The 16905-nt window shown below is 38.4% G+C and carries 18 protein-coding genes and 2 tRNA genes; 8 read left to right on the top strand and 12 right to left on the bottom strand.

Annotation, left to right across the window (positions count from 1 at the left end):
* Positions 1-51: 51 nt before the first annotated feature.
* The 5 genes from BFP77_RS04240 to BFP77_RS04220 all read right to left on the bottom strand — a co-directional run bounded on the left by BFP77_RS04240 (position 52) and on the right by BFP77_RS04220 (position 3684).
* Positions 52-327 (bottom strand): ATP-dependent Clp protease adaptor ClpS, encoded by a 276-nt coding sequence (locus BFP77_RS04240; protein WP_099572822.1) that lies wholly within the window; start codon positions 325-327, stop codon positions 52-54.
* Between the two features lie 21 nt (positions 328-348).
* Complete coding sequence (prmA, locus tag BFP77_RS04235; RefSeq protein ID WP_099572821.1) at positions 349-1185, bottom strand: 50S ribosomal protein L11 methyltransferase; 837 nt, start codon at positions 1183-1185, stop codon at positions 349-351.
* A gap of 74 nt (positions 1186-1259) precedes the next feature.
* Entirely contained in the window at positions 1260-2009 is a 750-nt protein-coding gene (tpiA, locus tag BFP77_RS04230; RefSeq protein WP_099572820.1) for a triose-phosphate isomerase, read from the bottom strand.
* Positions 2010-2031: 22 nt separating this feature from the next.
* Positions 2032-3129, bottom strand: a complete 1098-nt coding sequence (locus BFP77_RS04225) for a BT_3928 family protein (RefSeq protein WP_099572819.1) — start codon at positions 3127-3129, stop codon at positions 2032-2034.
* A gap of 3 nt (positions 3130-3132) precedes the next feature.
* Positions 3133-3684: a DUF1599 domain-containing protein gene (locus BFP77_RS04220; protein WP_099572818.1), complete on the bottom strand. Its 552-nt coding sequence runs from the start codon at positions 3682-3684 to the stop codon at positions 3133-3135.
* A gap of 102 nt (positions 3685-3786) precedes the next feature.
* Here BFP77_RS04220 and folP point away from each other — a divergent pair, with 102 nt between their 5' ends.
* The 3 genes from folP to BFP77_RS04205 are packed head-to-tail and all read left to right on the top strand — an operon-like array spanning position 3787 to position 6255.
* Positions 3787-4611: a dihydropteroate synthase gene (gene folP, locus BFP77_RS04215; protein ID WP_099572817.1), complete on the top strand. Its 825-nt coding sequence runs from the start codon at positions 3787-3789 to the stop codon at positions 4609-4611.
* Between the two features lie 55 nt (positions 4612-4666).
* Entirely contained in the window at positions 4667-5452 is a 786-nt protein-coding gene (gene cdaA / locus BFP77_RS04210) for a diadenylate cyclase CdaA (protein WP_099572816.1), read from the top strand.
* Positions 5452-6255 (top strand): DUF3667 domain-containing protein, encoded by an 804-nt coding sequence (locus BFP77_RS04205; protein ID WP_099572815.1) that lies wholly within the window; start codon positions 5452-5454, stop codon positions 6253-6255. The genes cdaA and BFP77_RS04205 overlap by 1 nt, the downstream gene beginning before the upstream one ends.
* A gap of 5 nt (positions 6256-6260) precedes the next feature.
* On the opposite strand, the gene BFP77_RS04200 is transcribed toward BFP77_RS04205, so the two are convergent.
* Positions 6261-8027 carry an ABC transporter ATP-binding protein gene (locus BFP77_RS04200; protein WP_099572814.1) on the bottom strand — a complete coding sequence of 589 codons (1767 nt, stop codon included), beginning with the start codon at positions 8025-8027 and terminating at the stop codon, positions 6261-6263.
* Positions 8020-8769: a tRNA pseudouridine(38-40) synthase TruA gene (gene truA / locus BFP77_RS04195; protein ID WP_099572813.1), complete on the bottom strand. Its 750-nt coding sequence runs from the start codon at positions 8767-8769 to the stop codon at positions 8020-8022. Before truA ends, BFP77_RS04200 begins: the two co-directional genes overlap by 8 nt.
* Before the next feature lie 95 nt (positions 8770-8864).
* Here truA and BFP77_RS04190 point away from each other — a divergent pair, with 95 nt between their 5' ends.
* Positions 8865-9359 (top strand): metallophosphoesterase family protein, encoded by a 495-nt coding sequence (locus BFP77_RS04190; RefSeq protein WP_099572812.1) that lies wholly within the window; start codon positions 8865-8867, stop codon positions 9357-9359.
* Positions 9360-9467: 108 nt separating this feature from the next.
* Here BFP77_RS04190 and BFP77_RS04185 read toward each other — a convergent pair whose 3' ends face one another.
* Complete coding sequence (locus BFP77_RS04185; protein WP_099572811.1) at positions 9468-9878, bottom strand: DUF4293 domain-containing protein; 411 nt, start codon at positions 9876-9878, stop codon at positions 9468-9470.
* A 190-nt stretch (positions 9879-10068) separates the two neighbouring features.
* Between BFP77_RS04185 and rho the strand changes: the two genes are divergently transcribed.
* From rho to BFP77_RS04170, 3 genes are all read left to right on the top strand, one after another.
* Positions 10069-11682, top strand: coding sequence for a transcription termination factor Rho (rho, locus tag BFP77_RS04180; RefSeq protein WP_099572810.1), 1614 nt, complete (start codon positions 10069-10071; stop codon positions 11680-11682).
* A 209-nt stretch (positions 11683-11891) separates the two neighbouring features.
* Positions 11892-12608 (top strand): hypothetical protein, encoded by a 717-nt coding sequence (locus BFP77_RS04175; protein WP_099572809.1) that lies wholly within the window; start codon positions 11892-11894, stop codon positions 12606-12608.
* Between the two features lie 14 nt (positions 12609-12622).
* Positions 12623-13309 (top strand): hypothetical protein, encoded by a 687-nt coding sequence (locus tag BFP77_RS04170; RefSeq protein WP_099572808.1) that lies wholly within the window; start codon positions 12623-12625, stop codon positions 13307-13309.
* Positions 13310-13423: 114 nt separating this feature from the next.
* Here BFP77_RS04170 and rpsT read toward each other — a convergent pair whose 3' ends face one another.
* The 4 genes from rpsT to proS form a co-directional block, all read right to left on the bottom strand.
* Positions 13424-13675: a 30S ribosomal protein S20 gene (rpsT, locus tag BFP77_RS04165; RefSeq protein WP_099572807.1), complete on the bottom strand. Its 252-nt coding sequence runs from the start codon at positions 13673-13675 to the stop codon at positions 13424-13426.
* A 47-nt stretch (positions 13676-13722) separates the two neighbouring features.
* A tRNA-Glu gene (locus BFP77_RS04160) sits at positions 13723-13794 on the bottom strand.
* A gap of 59 nt (positions 13795-13853) precedes the next feature.
* Positions 13854-13925 (bottom strand) — tRNA-Glu (locus BFP77_RS04155).
* An 80-nt stretch (positions 13926-14005) separates the two neighbouring features.
* Positions 14006-15481 (bottom strand): proline--tRNA ligase, encoded by a 1476-nt coding sequence (proS, locus tag BFP77_RS04150; protein ID WP_099572806.1) that lies wholly within the window; start codon positions 15479-15481, stop codon positions 14006-14008.
* Between the two features lie 95 nt (positions 15482-15576).
* On the opposite strand from proS, the gene BFP77_RS04145 reads away from it, so the two are divergent.
* A complete protein-coding gene (locus tag BFP77_RS04145; protein ID WP_257212856.1) occupies positions 15577-16899 on the top strand; it encodes a hypothetical protein in 1323 nt (440 codons plus the stop codon).
* Positions 16900-16905 lie beyond the last annotated feature (6 nt).

The raw sequence follows: 16905 nt of genomic DNA, 5'->3' as shown, positions 1-16905 counted from the left end.
ATAATATGAGACTAGCTAAATATAAGCAACTATGGAACTCTAATCTAATTTTTAAACTAATTCTGCACTCAGACCTGCCTGTAGCAAGCGAGAACATCGTGGCTCCAAGTCATTGTACTCACCAGTTTTGACAGTGCACTTGCCTTTATAATGAACAATCAAAGAGCATTGCTCTGCCTGTTCCGGTGTATGTTCACAGACTGACATCAAGGTCTCGATGACGTGGTCAAAAGTATTGACATCGTCATTGAAGAGAACAATTTCATTCTGCCTTACGGTCTCTTCCTCTACAAGTAGCTCTTCGGAAATTTTTTCTTTAGTGCTCATCACAATTCTTTTTCTTATACCCTAAAATACATATTTTGCTGCAACCCATTTATTTTTTTCGAAGTTTTTTTCAAATTGCAAACCTTGTTCCGAACACTTTTTATTGACCAAATCCAAATCCTCCAAATAAAACCCGCTCAGCAAGAGTATTCCTTCTTGTTTCAAGCATCTTACATATTTAGGTATATCTTCTAGTAAAATATTTCTGTTGATATTCGCAATTATCAAGTCGTACTCCTGATTTTTTAACAGACTGGCATCACCTTCATATACCGCTATAAAACTAACCTTGTTACGCTTTACATTTTCCATTGCGTTCAAATAACACCAATTATCAATATCTATAGCATCAACGACCGTTGCACCTTTTAAAGCGGATAGTATCGCCAAAACACCTGTTCCACTCCCCATGTCCAGTACTACCCTATTTACCAGATCTAATTCTAAAAGATGCTGAACCATCATATGGGTGGTTTCATGGTGTCCCGTACCAAAACTCATTTTGGGTTCAATTACGATATCGTAAGTGGCACTGGATTTTTTATGAAATGGAGCTCTGATCATACAGGTTTGCTCTACTAAAATGGGTTCAAAATTCTGCTCCCAGGTGGCGTTCCAATTCTCCTGTTCAATTTCTTGAATCGTATGTGTTATTTTAAAATTGGGGTTATCTAGGATAGTGACATCATCAAGAATATCCGTAGACCATTCTTGTTTTTGAATGTAAGCAAGAACACCTATTTCATTTTCCACAAAACTTTCAAATCCTACTTCACCAAGCTCAGCGATTAAAATATCGGACGCAGGTTGCAAGGGTGCTACTCGAAATGTATACTCTATATAGACAGGATTCTCCATTTTTATTGCATTGAAAAGGGTATGAAAACATACCCTTAAATCTCCTAAAGGAACAACTACTGAATTTGTACTTTTTAAATAGCTTTGATGATTGCGACAAAATCATCAGCAACCAAAGACGCACCGCCAATAAGACCTCCGTCTACATCTGGCTTAGAAAAAATTTCCTCAGCGTTTCCTGGCTTTACACTACCGCCATAGAGTATAGACACTTTATCGGCTACACCGGTATCAAAGGCCTCTGCTATGGTTTTACGAATAAACGCATGCATTTCCTGAGCTTGTTCCGGAGACGCCGTTTCTCCTGTTCCGATGGCCCAAACCGGCTCGTAAGCTAAAATAATTTTACTCCATGCCGAAGTCTCTAAAGAGAACAAAGCGTTCTTCAATTGACTTTCTACCACAGCAAAGTGATTTCCAGACTTGCGATCTTCCAACTCTTCTCCAAAACAGAACATTACTCTGACACCCTTCTCTAGAGCAGTAGTCACTTTCTTAGCTAAAATTTCGTCAGTTTCGCCAAAATAAGCTCTTCTTTCTGAGTGACCTATTATGGCCGTATTGATACCAACATTTAAAAGCATATCCGCAGAAATTTCTCCAGTATAGGCCCCACTTTCCGCAAAATGCATATTCTGCGCAATGACCTCAATTTTTGATGATTCCAGATTGCGTACTGCAGTGGGCAGGTTGATATAGGTAGGCGCGACCATTACCTCAGCGACGGTATCTGGTAATTTGGCCGCCAAGGCAGATAAAAGTGCTTCCGTCTCGTCCAAATTCTTGTTCATTTTCCAATTTCCAGCTACAATTTTACTTCTCATTTTTATTATTTTAATTCTGTTTCTAGTTAAAAACCAATTCGTCTAAATCGTTGTAATGCACTTTTTGTTCAATAGTTCCTTTTTCCAATACCAAGGCTCCTGGATTAGACCTAACAATGGTCTTTAGTGTGGTTTCATCCGTAAAATAAAACTGAAATCCCAGATTATTATCAGCAACAAGAGCATCGGTTTGGTCAGGCCCTGAGGCGGACATCCCTATCACCTTATAACCATTTTTTAAAGCCTTATCGGTAATACGCTTCACTTCTTTGAAAGCATCCAAATCGGATTTTCTTAAATCATAAGCTACGATCATCAGCAATTTGGGCTCTTGAAGCAACTGACCTGCAAAGTCTTCACCGTTCTGCTCAATGGTGAAATCATGAACGGGTGGTTCATATCCTTTCTGAATCTCTTCCGTTTCTACGCCTATGAATTCGCCATCAACGGTAGGATAATCACCATTGGTGACATAAATTTCCTCTTTCCCGTTTACATTGAATTTCCATGAATATTCAAAAATAGCTTTTGGTGCGCCTTCAGGAACGCCCATACCATCCTCGATATTTTTTCCTATTTCATAAGGCCTAAAATCTATTACTGGTAAATGGTTTAAAACATGGTTGACGTAAATGAGGCAAAAAAGCAGAGACAGTCCAATCAAAGCTTTGCCCAGAAATGGCCTGAACAAAGGTGCGATATACTTTTTACCAAAAAACAGTAATAGAATAAGGGCCAATAAAATGATATCCTTTGTGAAGGATTCCCATGGCGTCAATTTTATGGCATCTCCAAAACAACCGCAATCAGTAACCTTATTGAAATAAGCGGAGTAAAACGTGAGAAACGTAAAGAACACGATCATGCCCAAAAGACTCCAAAGTGTAAATTTCACTTTAAAACCCACGATTAAGAATACTCCTAAAAGGACCTCTAAAATCACTACGATAATTGATATGGTCAGTGCGTATGGAACAAAGACCGGTAAATCCAGCACACCTTGACTAAAGTATTCCTCTAACTTAAAAGAGAAACCTACAGGGTCATTTAACTTTATGAATCCGCTAATAATGAAAAGAATACCGACAAAAATCCGAACTACTCCAACAATATACCTCATACTCTAGCTTAGATTTTGTCCTACTTTCAAGTGAATCAGTGCAAATACGGCATAATTGACCATATCTTGATAATTAGCGTCTATACCTTCACTCACTAAAGTTTTTCCCTTGTTATTCTCGATAGTTTTTACGCGTAATAATTTTTGAAGTATCAAATCCGTTAAGGAACTTACGCGCATGTCGCGCCACGCCTCTCCGTAATCGTGATTTTTATTAAGCATCAATTGCTTTGTGATTTCGCTATGTTTCTCGTAAAGCGCCATAGCCTTCTCAGGTTCTAAATCGGGCTGTTCCGCAACACCTAGTTCTAACTGAATCAAAGCCATGATCGCATAATTAATAATACCTATGAACTCTGATTTTTCATCTTCATCTACCTTATGGACCTCGTTTTCCTGTAAACCCCTAATACGTTGCGCCTTTATAAAAATCTGGTCTGTAAGAGATGGTAATCTTAGAATACGCCAAGCAGCACCATAATCCAACATTTTTTTTTGGTACAACTCCTTGCATATGTTTATAACTGCATCATACTCCGCTACCGTGTTTCGCATGTAATTCTTTCTAATTTGTGTAAATTTCGCTTAAAATTTCGTAACCATCAAAACAGAGGGTTCAAACTTAGGATTTACAACAAAATCATCATAAACCAATATATGACCATCAATTGTAATGGCAATCTAATCAACCTTTCAACACCCAAAATTATGGGTATTTTAAATGTTACTCCAGACTCATTTTATGATGGTGGAAAGTTTAAAGATGAGCACGGGATATTAAAACATGTAGAAAAAATGCTAACGGAAGGAGCAACCTTTATAGATGTTGGTGCCTACAGTTCTAGGCCTGGGGCTCCTTTTGTTTCAGAAACGCTGGAATTAAAACGAATTCTACCTGTAGTAGAAGTCATAATGAAACGTTTTCCTAAAACATTACTTTCTATTGATACCTTTAGAGGGGTAGTGGCTCGCGCATGTGTAGAACGTGGGGCTGCCATAGTAAACGATATTTCGGCAGGTCTAAAGGATGAAGCTTTGCTGCCCACCGTCGCTGAACTAAAAGTACCCTATATTATGATGCACATGAGAGGGAACTCAAAAACCATGCAAAAGCAAACCGTATATGACGATTTACTCAATGATATTCTGTTCTTCTTTTCAGAACGATTAGCGACGGCGAAAGCATTAGGCATAAAGGATGTCATTATTGACCCGGGGTTCGGGTTTGCTAAAACCTTAGCCCAAAATTATACTTTACTCAATAAACTTGACCATTTTAAAATAATAGACCATCCCGTACTGGTTGGTCTAAGCAGAAAATCCATGATCTACAAGCTGTTGGAAAAAACTCCAGAACAGGCACTGAACGGAACTACGGCTTTACACATGTTGGCATTACACAAAGGTGCCAAGATACTGCGGGTACACGATGTAAAAGAAGCTATGGAATGTGTAAAGCTACAGGAACAGCTAGATGCATAGAACTTATACGGTTTTCGTTCATCTATTTTTGTTAATTTTACAAAAACGTCACCACTTGGATTTTTTGAATTTTATTGATTTTAAGATTACGGATGTCCTGGATATTGTCTTAGTAGCCGTACTCCTTTATTATATCTATAAATTGGTGCGTGGCTCAGTGGCCATTAATATTTTCATCGGTATCGTCATCGTTTGGGCATTTTGGAAGCTTACGGAGCTTTTGGGCATGGAAATGATCAGTAGCATGGTCGGCGCATTCATGCAAGTAGGATTAATAGCCCTAATCATTGTTTTTCAACAGGAAATACGAAAATTTCTTTTGATGATCGGCTCCACGAATTTTGCCAACAAACGAAACTTTATTAAGCATTTTAAATTTTTAAGACAAGAGGGCATTGTTACCAGCGTAGACGTAGATGCTATTTTAAAGGCTTGTGAAAAAATGGCAGCCTCTAAGACGGGAGCCATTATAGTAATAGAGCGAAACAATTCCCTAGATTTTATTAAAAATACGGGTGACCGTATGAATATTGAAATCACCCAGCCCATTTTAGAAAGTATCTTTTATAAAAATAGTCCTTTACATGACGGAGCGGCGGTAATAGTGAACAACTATATCGTTGCGACGCGCGTTATTTTACCCGTCTCCAATGAACGCAACATACCACTGCGTTTTGGATTACGACATCGAGCCGCAGTGGGCATAACGGAAAAAACGGATGCCCTAAGTATTGTAGTGAGCGAAGAGACCGGACTGATTTCCTACATAAAGAATGGCGAATTTGTATTGTATGATTCCCTAACACATTTAGGTGCAATGCTCAAACAGGATTTAATTTAATGAATTGTAAGAACTGCGAGAACACGCTACGAACGGATTACAGTTTTTGCCCCGATTGTGGCGCTAAAGTGATTCGAAACAGGATTACAGTTAAAAATCTTTGGTATGACGCGGTCGAGCGCTTTTTCAATATTGACAATACGTTCCTAATTACTTTCAAAAACCTTTTTACAAATCCAGATTTGGTGATTGTTGGCTACATCAAAGGTGTTCGAAAAAAATACCTCAATCCCATTAGTTATTTTACTATTGCAGTAATGTTAGGTGGTCTGTTCGTCTTCTTGAACAAGCAGTATTTTCCGGAAGCAATGGATTATCAGTTCAGCTCTATGAATACTCAAGAAATGACCGACTCCGATAAGTTTGGTGTGGACTTAGCTAAAAAATTTCAAGATTATACTTTTGAATATCAAAATCTATTTTATGTTTTAATGCTTCCATTTTTAGCATTAATATCCAGACTAGTTTTCATTAATAAAAAGGAGTACAACCTTAGCGAGCATTTTGTGATGAATATTTATGGTTATTCTCAAATGTCCATATGCGTTAACCTAATGTACATTATATTTCTCTGGAACGCTGAACTTATTTATTATGGTGCTTCAATAAATGGAATATTCCAAATTTTGTATTTCAGTTATATGTTCAAGAAAATTTTTAAGCTTAATCTGAAACAGACGGTATTAAAGCTTCTATTTTTCTTGGTGATTTTAGGTGCGGTATTTGCAATTATAATTGTTCTTCTGGGTATGTATCTCGCCTTTTTTACCGACACTTTTGCAAATTTAGCTCCTACAAAATAATTTGACTAAACTACTTCCTCTGCCAAGAATTGCGCTTCGTAAAGATTGTTATAATAACCGCCTTTTTTAAGAAGTTCTTGATGAGTGCCCATTTCTACGATATTTCCGGCATCCATAACTATAATCCTATCGGCCTTTTTAATGGTGGCCAATCGGTGCGCAATTACTATTGATGTTCTACCTTCCGTAATCTTCTCGGTAGCTTTTTGAATCAACTGTTCAGAATAGGTATCCACAGAAGATGTGGCCTCATCCAACACCAAAATACTTGGGTTACTTACATAAGCTCTTAAAAAAGCGATCAACTGCCGTTGTCCACTGGAAAGCATGGTGCCTCGCTCCTTTACGTTATAGGCATATCCCCCCGGTAGACTTGTGATAAATTCATCGACCCCAATGGCTTTGGCCGCATTCTCTATATCGGAAACCGTTACCGATGTATCCTTTAACGATATGTTGTTAGCAATGGTGTCCGCAAACAAAAATACATCCTGCAATACTACAGCGATATGGCTTCTTAAAGATGCCAATTTATATTCTTTGATATCCGTATCGTCTACACGTATAGTACCTGCATTTATTTCGTAAAATCGGTTTAAAAGGTTAATTATGGTGGACTTACCGGCTCCTGTAGCACCAACAATAGCGACGGTTTCACCCGCATTTACCTCAAAAGAAATACCATGTAGCACCTCTTCATCTTCAAGATAACCGAATTTTACATGCTCAAAACTGATATCACCCTTTACCCTATCTTTTACAATAGTACCAACATCTTCAATGGTACTATCGGTATCCAATATTTTAAAAACCCTGTTTGCAGCAACCATACCCATTTGTAGGGTATTAAATTTATCTGCTATCTGTCTTAAGGGTCTAAAGAGTAAATCTATCAACATGATAAAAGCAAAAACGGTACCCGCCACATCATCGGTAATGCCCGCTACGTTCTGCAATCCTCCATACCAAACTACTAGACCAACGGTTATTGAAGAAACTATTTCAGCAATAGGAAAAAAGATAGAGTTATACCATACTGTTTTTAGCCAAGCGTTTTGATGCTTCTCGTTGATTTTCCTAAAATTTTCGCTTTCAATTTTCTCCCTGGTGAACAATTGCACGATGCGCATACCCGTAATACGTTCTTGCACAAAGGAGTTTAAATTGGACACCTCTGCCCTAACCTCTGTAAAGGCTACCTTCATTGCTTTTTGAAATAATCGGGTAGCGTATAATATGAGCGGAAGTACCGCAAAGACTATTAGTGCCAGTTTCCAATTTATTAATAACATTACTGCGGCAGCTACCAGCATTTTTAGCAAATCGGCCACAATAACGAAGAAGCCCTGACTAAAAATTTCTCCTATTCGCTGCATATCCGCAACAGCTCTTGTAACAAGTACACCCAGTGAAGAATTATCGAAATACTTCATTCGGAAACCGAGCATCTTTTGGAACAAGTTAATCCTTACATCCCTGATTACAGATTCTCCCAACAAATTTGCATAGTAATTAAAACACAATTGACTGACCACTTGACCGATAAGCACGGCTAACATACCAATAGTTAAATTTAAAAGCTTTTGGGCATCGCTACCCTTAACGGCATCGTCAATGATGAGTTTTAGAAGCACCGCACTCAAGACCGCAAAACCAGAAAGTAAAATTGCCGCTAAAGCAACCCCATAAAAGGTAATCCTGTAAGGGCGCGTGTGTGCCATTAGGCGCTTAAAAAGTTTTGTATCAAAAGCTTTTCCGGAGTCTTTATCCATTACTAAATATGGTCTTGGGATAGATAATAGAAGTCAAATATAATCCTTTTGCGGGTACAGAAACTCCTGCTTTACTCCTATCTTTACTTTTTAAGACGGTATTAACATGGTCAACAGAATTTTTACCCGTACCTACCTCTAACAAGGTACCAACTACGGCCCTGACCATATTTCTAAGAAAGCGATCGGCCGTAATTTTGAATATGATCTTATCATTTTCTGCAATCCATAAAGCCTCTTTTATGTCGCACATGTACGTATGCACATCCGTATTTGATTTAGAGAAACACTCAAAATCTTGCTTCCCTAGCAAAATCTGGGACCCTTTGTTCATCATTTCCATATCCAAGGTTTGTATGATATAGTGTGCGGTGTCTTTTAAGAAAGGATTTTTAGATTTTGTTATGTGGTATTCGTACGACCGTTCTGAAGCGTGAAATCTGGCATGCGCATCGGGCTGAACTGGCAAACATTTTTGAACGGCAATATCCTCTGGTAATAGAGAATTTAACCTATGGATCAAATCTGTGGTGTCCTCAATTTTACCTATATCAAAATGGGCATACATTTGTTTTGCATGAACACCGGCATCGGTGCGCCCTGCCGCTACCAGTTCAATTTTAGCACGTGTAATTTTAGATAGTGCGTCTTCTAGAATTACCTGAACCGTTATAGCGTTAGGCTGTTTCTGCCAACCATGGTAGTTTTTGCCGAAGTATGAAAATTGAATGAAATATCTCAAAAGGATATGCTAATATTGTGGTACACAAAGATATCAAAAGCAAAGCAAGAATTCAGTTAGATATCCGTAAACAATTAAGTATTACCCACTATTATATGACAAAAATACTACTGTTATCCGACACACATTCCCATATGGATGATGCTATTTTGAAATATGCCGCTAAAGCCGATGAAATTTGGCATGCGGGTGATATCGGTTCTCTAAAAGTTACGGATACCTTATCCGATATAAAACCTTTGCGAGGAGTTCATGGCAATATTGACGATCATATCATACAGAAAGAATTTCCTCTGAATAATCGATTTTATTGCGAAGACGTAGATGTGTGGATAACCCATATAGGCGGTTACCCTCCAAAATACAATTCCAGAACAAGGTCGGAAATCACGAAAAACCCTCCAAAGCTATTCATCTGCGGACATTCACATATTCTAAAAGTGATGTGGGATAAAAAACTTAACGTACTCCACATGAATCCCGGAGCATGTGGCAAGCACGGCTTTCACCAAGTAAGGACCATGCTACGCTTCGCTATCGACGGAAAGGATATTAAGGATTTAGAAATAATAGAACTGGAGAAACGTTAATTCACTTATCAATTCAAAAATTTAACGACAAAAAGTTAAACAAGCTGCTCATAAAAAACCCGGGAACTACCCCGGGTTTTACGCACTAATACTACTAAGATGTTAGGTTTAACGCAAACGATCAACAGATTTTACAAGATCTTCATCCTTCTTGATAGCTCTATTTGCAAGAACTAAAAAAACGATAGAAAATACTGGAATCAACATCCCAATACCCTTCTCAGAAACTAAAGTTTCTCCGGATAAGTTTAGCGATCGGTAAACGAAAAATCCTAGTAAAAAAAGATTCAATATCATATTCAGTCTGTTCACTACAAACTGGTTTTTTCTATTCTTGAACAAAAAGATGGCTATTAAGGCTAGAGCTCCGGAAATATAAAAAGCACTGGAAATAAAAATTTCGTTCTGCGCATATATTTCTACACCTTTAGCATCTGACCAAAGATTCACAAAAAATGGTAATATCCCAGTGATTAGGGCTACTATTACCAAATATATGGTCTGTATTCTTTGAATCATATCCTTTTTCTACTTGGGACAACAAAAATACAGGTCTTTTTAAAAATTATCGTCTTATTATTGAAAATAATTTGTATTATTGTGACGTTATATCGTAACACTTACCTTAGGAAAATCAATTCCAAAGCATACCCAAGTTAACAGTTTACTTCTTGTCAATACAAAACACGTATAATTTATTCCATAATTAATGTTTGAGATTTCAGATTTAAAATCAAAAAAGCTACCTGAGCTTCAGGAAATAGCTAAAGGACTTAATGTTCCAAAATTTAAGACCTTAAAAAAGTTAGATTTAGTCTATCAAATTCTAGACTTACAGGCAGCAAACCCAAAAGCAGCTGCAGCCGTTGCCCCACCCGCAAAAACCGAAGCGGTAAAAAAACCTAAACCAAGAGTGACCCGCAAAGTGGAAAAGAAGGAGGATGCGCCCGCAAAATCCGAGGAAAAAAAAGAAGTTTCAAATACCGAATCACCCAAAGATGAAGCTACCGCTACATCTCAGGAAAAACCAAAACCTAGACCTAGACCTAGACCGGCGGATAAGGACAAAAAGGATTTCCAGAAAAAATCCAATCCCAACCAAAACAGAAATCAAAACAGTAAAAAACAACATAACCCTAGGAACAACCACGACAAGAGTAATTTTGACAAGGATCTAAAGAACCGTTACAAAGAACCGGAATATGAGTTTGATAGCATTATAGCTAGTGAAGGAGTTCTTGACATTATGCAAGATGGCTATGGTTTCCTAAGGTCATCCGATTATAATTACCTCTCTTCGCCTGACGATATTTATGTGTCCCAGTCTCAAATACGGTTATTCGGGTTAAAAACCGGAGATACGGTATTAGGAAACGTGCGTCCTCCTAAAGAAGGTGAAAAGTACTTTCCGCTTATAAAAGTGAACAAGATAAACGGAATTGACCCTCAAATTGTGAGGGACAGGGTTTCTTTTGAACACCTTACGCCTTTGTTCCCACAAGAGAAATTTAATCTTGCGGAAAGACAAAGCACCATTTCAACCAGGATTATAGATTTGTTCTCTCCTATTGGAAAGGGGCAAAGAGGTATGATCGTTTCCCAACCAAAGACGGGTAAGACCATGTTATTAAAAGATATTGCCAACGGTATAGCGGCTAATCATCCAGAAGTATATCAAATAATATTATTAATTGATGAGCGTCCTGAAGAGGTTACCGATATGCAACGAAATGTTAGGGGCGAAGTCGTTGCCTCTACGTTCGATAAGGAAGCTACCGAGCACGTAAGGGTAGCGAATATTGTATTGGAAAAAGCAAAACGACTGGTAGAATGCGGCCATGATGTGGTTATACTATTAGATTCGATTACAAGATTGGCAAGAGCGTATAACACCGTGCAGCCTGCTTCAGGAAAAGTGTTAAGTGGTGGTGTAGATGCCAACGCATTGCATAAGCCGAAACGATTCTTTGGAGCTGCTCGTAATATTGAAGGTGGTGGATCATTATCCATAATTGCCACAGCACTTACAGAGACTGGTTCAAAAATGGATGAAGTAATCTTTGAAGAATTTAAAGGTACTGGTAACATGGAACTTCAGTTAGACCGTAAGATTGCGAATAGAAGAATCTTCCCTGCCATAGACCTTACTTCTTCTAGTACAAGACGTGATGACATGCTCTTGGATGAAAGCACATTACAACGCATGTGGATCATGCGTAAGTATCTGGCCGATATGAATCCTGTTGAAGCAATGGAATTTATTGAGCAACGCTTTAAACAGACAAAGAACAACGAAGAGTTCTTGATGACAATGAATCAATAATTGATTGTAATATTATAGACCCCAATTTCGCAACCGAAATTGGGGTTTTTTAATTCATCTTATTTAGAAATAAAGGGTTCCGTCGATTTCTTTTATAGGATGAAGCACACTATCCGTAATTTAATATCTTTAATGCGTTAAAGATTCTTCCCCCAATCTATAGCAGTATTTTCTTATAAAGCATGCTAATCTTTAAAACTCATTACAAAATGAAAAAATCAAGAACCTTACTCAACGTACTTGTTATCGCATTGGTCCTAAACCTCATAAGTTGTGGAGAAGTAAAACCTAAAGAACAGAAAGAAGAAATTGAAGTTCTTGCACCGATACAAATTGTTCAAATACCTGACGCAAGAAAAGCCTATGACCCCTATAGTGAAAGACGCGTTCCGCTTATTCAAAGGTACGAGGACTCCATTAATAGAATTCAAAAGAATTTACAAGTGGAGAGCACTGAAAAAGAAAAACCGTTTGATGTAGGAAGATTTGTCTATTATGACTATAAGACCATAAAGCATTACTTAGCATTTATTGAGCAGGAGGCCAAAAAAGCTGATGTTGAAATTTCCACCTTGCGATTCTATTTTTCCAATTATCCAGATGAAACCTTTTTTCCCGGAACTAAGGATTCCATAAAACATCCAAGACAGAATTCTATACTTATTTCTCCAACCTATAACGATGGTAAACGAGATTATCTCTTTTATATTGCACAAGGTGCAAGGGGTGCAGAAGTAGTTCCTTTGAACAATAGTTTTGGAGAGATAAAAGGATTTGGTACAACTGAAAATACCGAAACCAAAGCTTACGCCTCACTCATACCAAATTCAGAATCTACTACCGCCTTGCCAACATATAGTTTACAGGGCGGAACAAGCCTAACGATGAATAGGGGGACCGGTGTACCACCACCAAAAAATCAGTAAATTAGATATAGTCCATGCTAGACCTCATATACCATAACTATTACTTTTTACTCTATTTTGCTGCGCTTCTACTTTCAATAGTACGGTATAGGAAGTATTACGACACCGCTTTAAAGTACTTACCCATACTTATTGCCTATACCGTATTATCTGAAGTTTTAGGTTTTATGGTTAGGAATTTTGATGAAATACAAATTGTCTATAAAGAAGAATATAGCTATTACAATACACTTATTTTTAATGTATTCGATATTATCTTCTACTTATATTTTCTATCAATTTATCACAAAGTCCTTATTACGACCAAAAGCAAAAAGTTTTTGAAACTTGGTATAGTAGTTTTCTTAGTTGTGAGCATTGTTAATCTCTTCGTTCAGAATTTTTATGTTGATCCTCAGAATTATGCCATAATCATTGGTTCTTTTTTTACTGCTAGTTCTGCTTTGATATACCTACTACAACTAAAAAAAGACAGCATGGTCCTAAAATCCAGCAACCTATTATTTTGGATAAGTATTGGAATTATTTTCTTTCATCTTTTTTATCCTATTACCATGTATATCATCAGTTTTGAATATGAACTATACAACCATTTAAAATTAGCAAGGTTTCACTACCTCTCCATCGCAATTTTTTATGCTTGTTTTGTGATTGGATTTCTCAAAGTCAAAAGAAACAAACCTTATGAAATCTCACGCTAATGAATTATCGAATAAAAACATGGCTGTGTTCAGCGGAGGATAAGAGTGTGAAACTCCTAGAACAAAAAAAGCCCTCTTTAAAAAAGAAGGCTTCTTGTATTAAATTATAAATTTTTAAAGCGCAGCTACGTGCTTGGCTAATTTACTTTTTAAATTGGCAGCTTTGTTATCATGAATGATATTGCGTTTTGCTAAACGGTCGATCATACTAACAACACTTGGAAAAAGAGCTTCTGCGTCTTTTTTGTTTTCTTCAGAACGCAATTTCTTAATTGCGTTACGGGTTGTTTTGTGCTGATACCTGTTACGTAAACGTACCGCTTCGTTTCTTCTTATCCTTTTTAATGCCGACTTATGATTTGCCATCTTTTAACTTGTTATATTTTCCATGGAATTTCTTCCATTAAATTAAGTAGCCCGTAGGGGAATCGAACCCCTGTTACCAGGATGAAAACCTGGCGTCCTAACCCCTAGACGAACGGGCCCAATAAACGTTAAGAATCAAAAACGATTTCTTAACTTAAAAACTATTCATTAAACCTTGTAGCCCGTAGGGGAATCGAACCCCTGTTACCAGGATGAAAACCTGGCGTCCTAACCCCTAGACGAACGGGCCATTGCGTTATACAATTGCGGATGCAAAAATACAATTATTTTTTACTACCACAACTCCTTGATATTATTTTTTAAAATCTTTTAATAAGCCTTAGCAAATAGCACTCTTTTTGTAGAAGGTTTTCCTGTGACCATGCAGGTACCAGCCTCTTCTTTTGCATCAATAGGAATACACCTAATCGTAGCCTTTGTTTGGTTCTTAATCAGTTCTTCCGTTTCAGAAGTTCCGTCCCAATGCGCCGAGACAAAACCACCTTTATTTTCTATAACATCTTTGAATTCATCATAGGTTTCAACTAAAGTAATGTGCTCTTTTCTATAGTTAAATGCCTTTGTGTAGATATTCTTCTGAATGTCTTCTAACAAAAACTCAATTTTTGCAACTACTTCTTCTACAGGCACGGTTTCTTTTTCCAAAGTATCTCTCCGAGCCACCTCATACGTACCGTTCTCCATGTCTCTTTTTCCAATGGCCAATCTCACGGGAACACCTTTAAGTTCATATTCATTAAATTTAAAACCAGGTTTATGCGTATCCCTATTATCATACTTCACGGTTATCCCATTTTTCCTTAGTTCTTTTACCAAAGGCTGTACTTTTTCGGATATTTCGTCCAACTGTTCAAGCCCTTTATATATTGGGACGATTACCACTTGAATTGGTGCAAGTTTTGGCGGTAGCACTAGACCATTATCATCACTATGCGTCATCACTAAAGCCCCCATCAATCTTGTAGAAACTCCCCAAGATGTAGCCCAAACATATTCTTTCTGCCCTTCCTTGTTTGCAAATTTCACATCAAAAGCCTTTGCAAAGTTTTGACCCAAAAAGTGGGAAGTTCCTGCTTGCAGGGCTTTACCATCTTGCATTAATGCCTCAATACAATACGTTTCAATAGCACCTGCAAAACGTTCACTTTCCGTTTTCACCCCTTTAATAACGGGAACGGCCATATGGTTTTCAGCAAAATCGGCATACACATTCATCATCTGTTCCGCCTCTTCCAAAGCTTCTTTTTCCGTAGCGTGGGCAGTATGCCCTTCTTGCCACAAAAATTCTGCGGTTCTAAGAAAAAGACGTGTACGCATCTCCCAACGCACTACATTGGCCCACTGATTTATTAGTAATGGTAAATCCCTATAGGACTGAATCCATTTTCTGTAGGTATCCCATATGATGGTTTCCGACGTAGGCCTTACGATCAACTCCTCTTCGAGTTTCGCATCGGGATCTACTATGATACCGCTACCGTCTTCAGCGTTTTTTAATCTATAGTGCGTTACTACGGCACATTCCTTGGCAAAACCTTCTACATGACTTGCTTCCTTACTCAGGTACGATTTTGGAATAAAAAGAGGGAAATAGGCGTTTTCATGACCCGTCTCTTTGAACATCTTATCCAAACCTGCTTGCATTTTTTCCCATATGGCAAAACCATAAGGCTTTATGACCATGCAGCCTCTTACGCCAGAGTTTTCCGCCAAATCCGCCTTCACAACGAGTTCGTTGTACCATTTAGAATAATCTTCGCTTCTGCTCGTTAAATTTTTACCCATTTTAAGTAGTTTGGCACAAAACTTGTATTTATTGAAGAAAAATAATTCGGTAAAACTAGTTATTTTTAATATGTTCAACAATTAATTTTAGACTGATGATATATTCTCTACCCCTCAACAAATTGCGCAACATTTCAGCGATTGCAATTTTAGCAGCGCTGTTCGTTTCCTGTGGTTCTTATCAGCAAGCGTCTTATTATGACAACGATGGAATCTATTCCAGTGACACACCAAGTGTTACGGAACGGCAACCGCGACAAGGATATACCCAGAGACAGCAAGAGGAGTCTAATACCTACTCTGATTATTTTGAACAAAAAGCCAATCAATATGATGAAATATTGGATAGTGAAATCTTTACTGATGTTGATTCATACGCTATTAATGGTATCGACGAAGATGTCAATCAGGACCAATTAGTAGATTATTACAATAATAGTAACGACTACCAAGGTTTTGGAGGATGGGGAGATAACGCTACCAATGTAAGTATCAATTTTCACAATAATGGATGGAATAACGGTTTTGGATGGGGCTGGAACGACCCTTTTCTCTGGGGCGGTGGCTTCGGATGGGGTGGTGGCTTTGGATGGGGCTGGAACAATCCTTGGAGATGGAACCGTTGGAACAACTTTGGCTGGGGAGGCGGTTTTGGCTGGAACAATTGGGGCTGGGGCGGCTACGGTCTTGGGTGGAACAACTGGGGCTGGGGCGGCGGCTTTGGATGGGGCTACAACAACTGGGCTTGGAACGGCAGAAATTTCAGGGGACAGAACTTTGCTTTCAACAATTCTCGAAGAGGATATTACAATAGGAATACTGTAAACAACAGCGGCATAGCTACGTCGCTTAGAGGGAGGTCTAACGCGAACACAAGGAGAGGTAATTCTCCAAGATACAGAAGTACGGGTACACGCTCTTCAAGTGCAAGAACAAGAAGCGCCATAATCAACAGGAGTTACAGAGGTAATACTACTTCAAGAAGAACGGTAGGCGTAGATCAGAACAGGGCGTATAGGACCAGTAGAAGCACCAGGGCAACTCCTAGATACAACAGTTCATCAAGGAGTGGAAGATCGTACAGCAGTACGAGTCCGAGAACCAGTGGATACAGAAGTGGTACTTCTGCTTCAAGGTCTAGTGCTAGAACCAGTAGGATGACGACGCCAAGAACATCTACATATCGCAGATCGGGAACAAGTTCAAGAAGTAGTGGCTACAGTTCTGGAAGAAGTAGTAGCTCTAGAAGTAGAAGCTACAGTTCTGGCAGAAGCAGCTCTAGGAGTTCTAGCGGTGGTAGCTACAGAAGTTCTGGTAGCAGCTCTAGAAGCTCTGGCAGCTATAGAACTTCTGGAGGCGGTTCAAGATCGTCTGGATCTAGGTCAAGTAGCAGTAGAGGTGGCGGTAGAAGACAATAATATTTT

This window comes from Maribacter sp. 4U21 (assembly GCF_002742365.1).
Lineage (GTDB): Bacteria > Bacteroidota > Bacteroidia > Flavobacteriales > Flavobacteriaceae > Maribacter.
The sequence above is the reverse complement of the archived record's forward strand: the minus strand, read 5'-3'. Positions and strand labels throughout refer to the sequence as shown.

What these genes read in the sequence shown, in the direction of transcription:
- BFP77_RS04240 (WP_099572822.1), bottom strand. Translation starts at nt 327, where the DNA reads ATGAGCACTAAAGAAAAAATTTCCGAAGAGCTACTTGTAGAGGAAGAG.
- prmA (WP_099572821.1), bottom strand. Translation starts at nt 1,185, where the DNA reads ATGGAGAATCCTGTCTATATAGAGTATACATTTCGAGTAGCACCCTTG.
- tpiA (WP_099572820.1), bottom strand. Translation starts at nt 2,009, where the DNA reads ATGAGAAGTAAAATTGTAGCTGGAAATTGGAAAATGAACAAGAATTTG.
- BFP77_RS04225 (WP_099572819.1), bottom strand. Translation starts at nt 3,129, where the DNA reads ATGAGGTATATTGTTGGAGTAGTTCGGATTTTTGTCGGTATTCTTTTC.
- BFP77_RS04220 (WP_099572818.1), bottom strand. Translation starts at nt 3,684, where the DNA reads ATGCGAAACACGGTAGCGGAGTATGATGCAGTTATAAACATATGCAAG.
- folP (WP_099572817.1), top strand. Translation starts at nt 3,787, where the DNA reads ATGACCATCAATTGTAATGGCAATCTAATCAACCTTTCAACACCCAAA.
- BFP77_RS04205 (WP_099572815.1), top strand. Translation starts at nt 5,452, where the DNA reads ATGAATTGTAAGAACTGCGAGAACACGCTACGAACGGATTACAGTTTT.
- BFP77_RS04200 (WP_099572814.1), bottom strand. Translation starts at nt 8,027, where the DNA reads ATGGATAAAGACTCCGGAAAAGCTTTTGATACAAAACTTTTTAAGCGC.
- BFP77_RS04190 (WP_099572812.1), top strand. Translation starts at nt 8,865, where the DNA reads ATGACAAAAATACTACTGTTATCCGACACACATTCCCATATGGATGAT.
- BFP77_RS04185 (WP_099572811.1), bottom strand. Translation starts at nt 9,878, where the DNA reads ATGATTCAAAGAATACAGACCATATATTTGGTAATAGTAGCCCTAATC.
- rho (WP_099572810.1), top strand. Translation starts at nt 10,069, where the DNA reads ATGTTTGAGATTTCAGATTTAAAATCAAAAAAGCTACCTGAGCTTCAG.
- BFP77_RS04175 (WP_099572809.1), top strand. Translation starts at nt 11,892, where the DNA reads ATGAAAAAATCAAGAACCTTACTCAACGTACTTGTTATCGCATTGGTC.
- BFP77_RS04170 (WP_099572808.1), top strand. Translation starts at nt 12,623, where the DNA reads ATGCTAGACCTCATATACCATAACTATTACTTTTTACTCTATTTTGCT.
- rpsT (WP_099572807.1), bottom strand. Translation starts at nt 13,675, where the DNA reads ATGGCAAATCATAAGTCGGCATTAAAAAGGATAAGAAGAAACGAAGCG.
- proS (WP_099572806.1), bottom strand. Translation starts at nt 15,481, where the DNA reads ATGGGTAAAAATTTAACGAGCAGAAGCGAAGATTATTCTAAATGGTAC.
- BFP77_RS04145 (WP_257212856.1), top strand. Translation starts at nt 15,577, where the DNA reads ATGATATATTCTCTACCCCTCAACAAATTGCGCAACATTTCAGCGATT.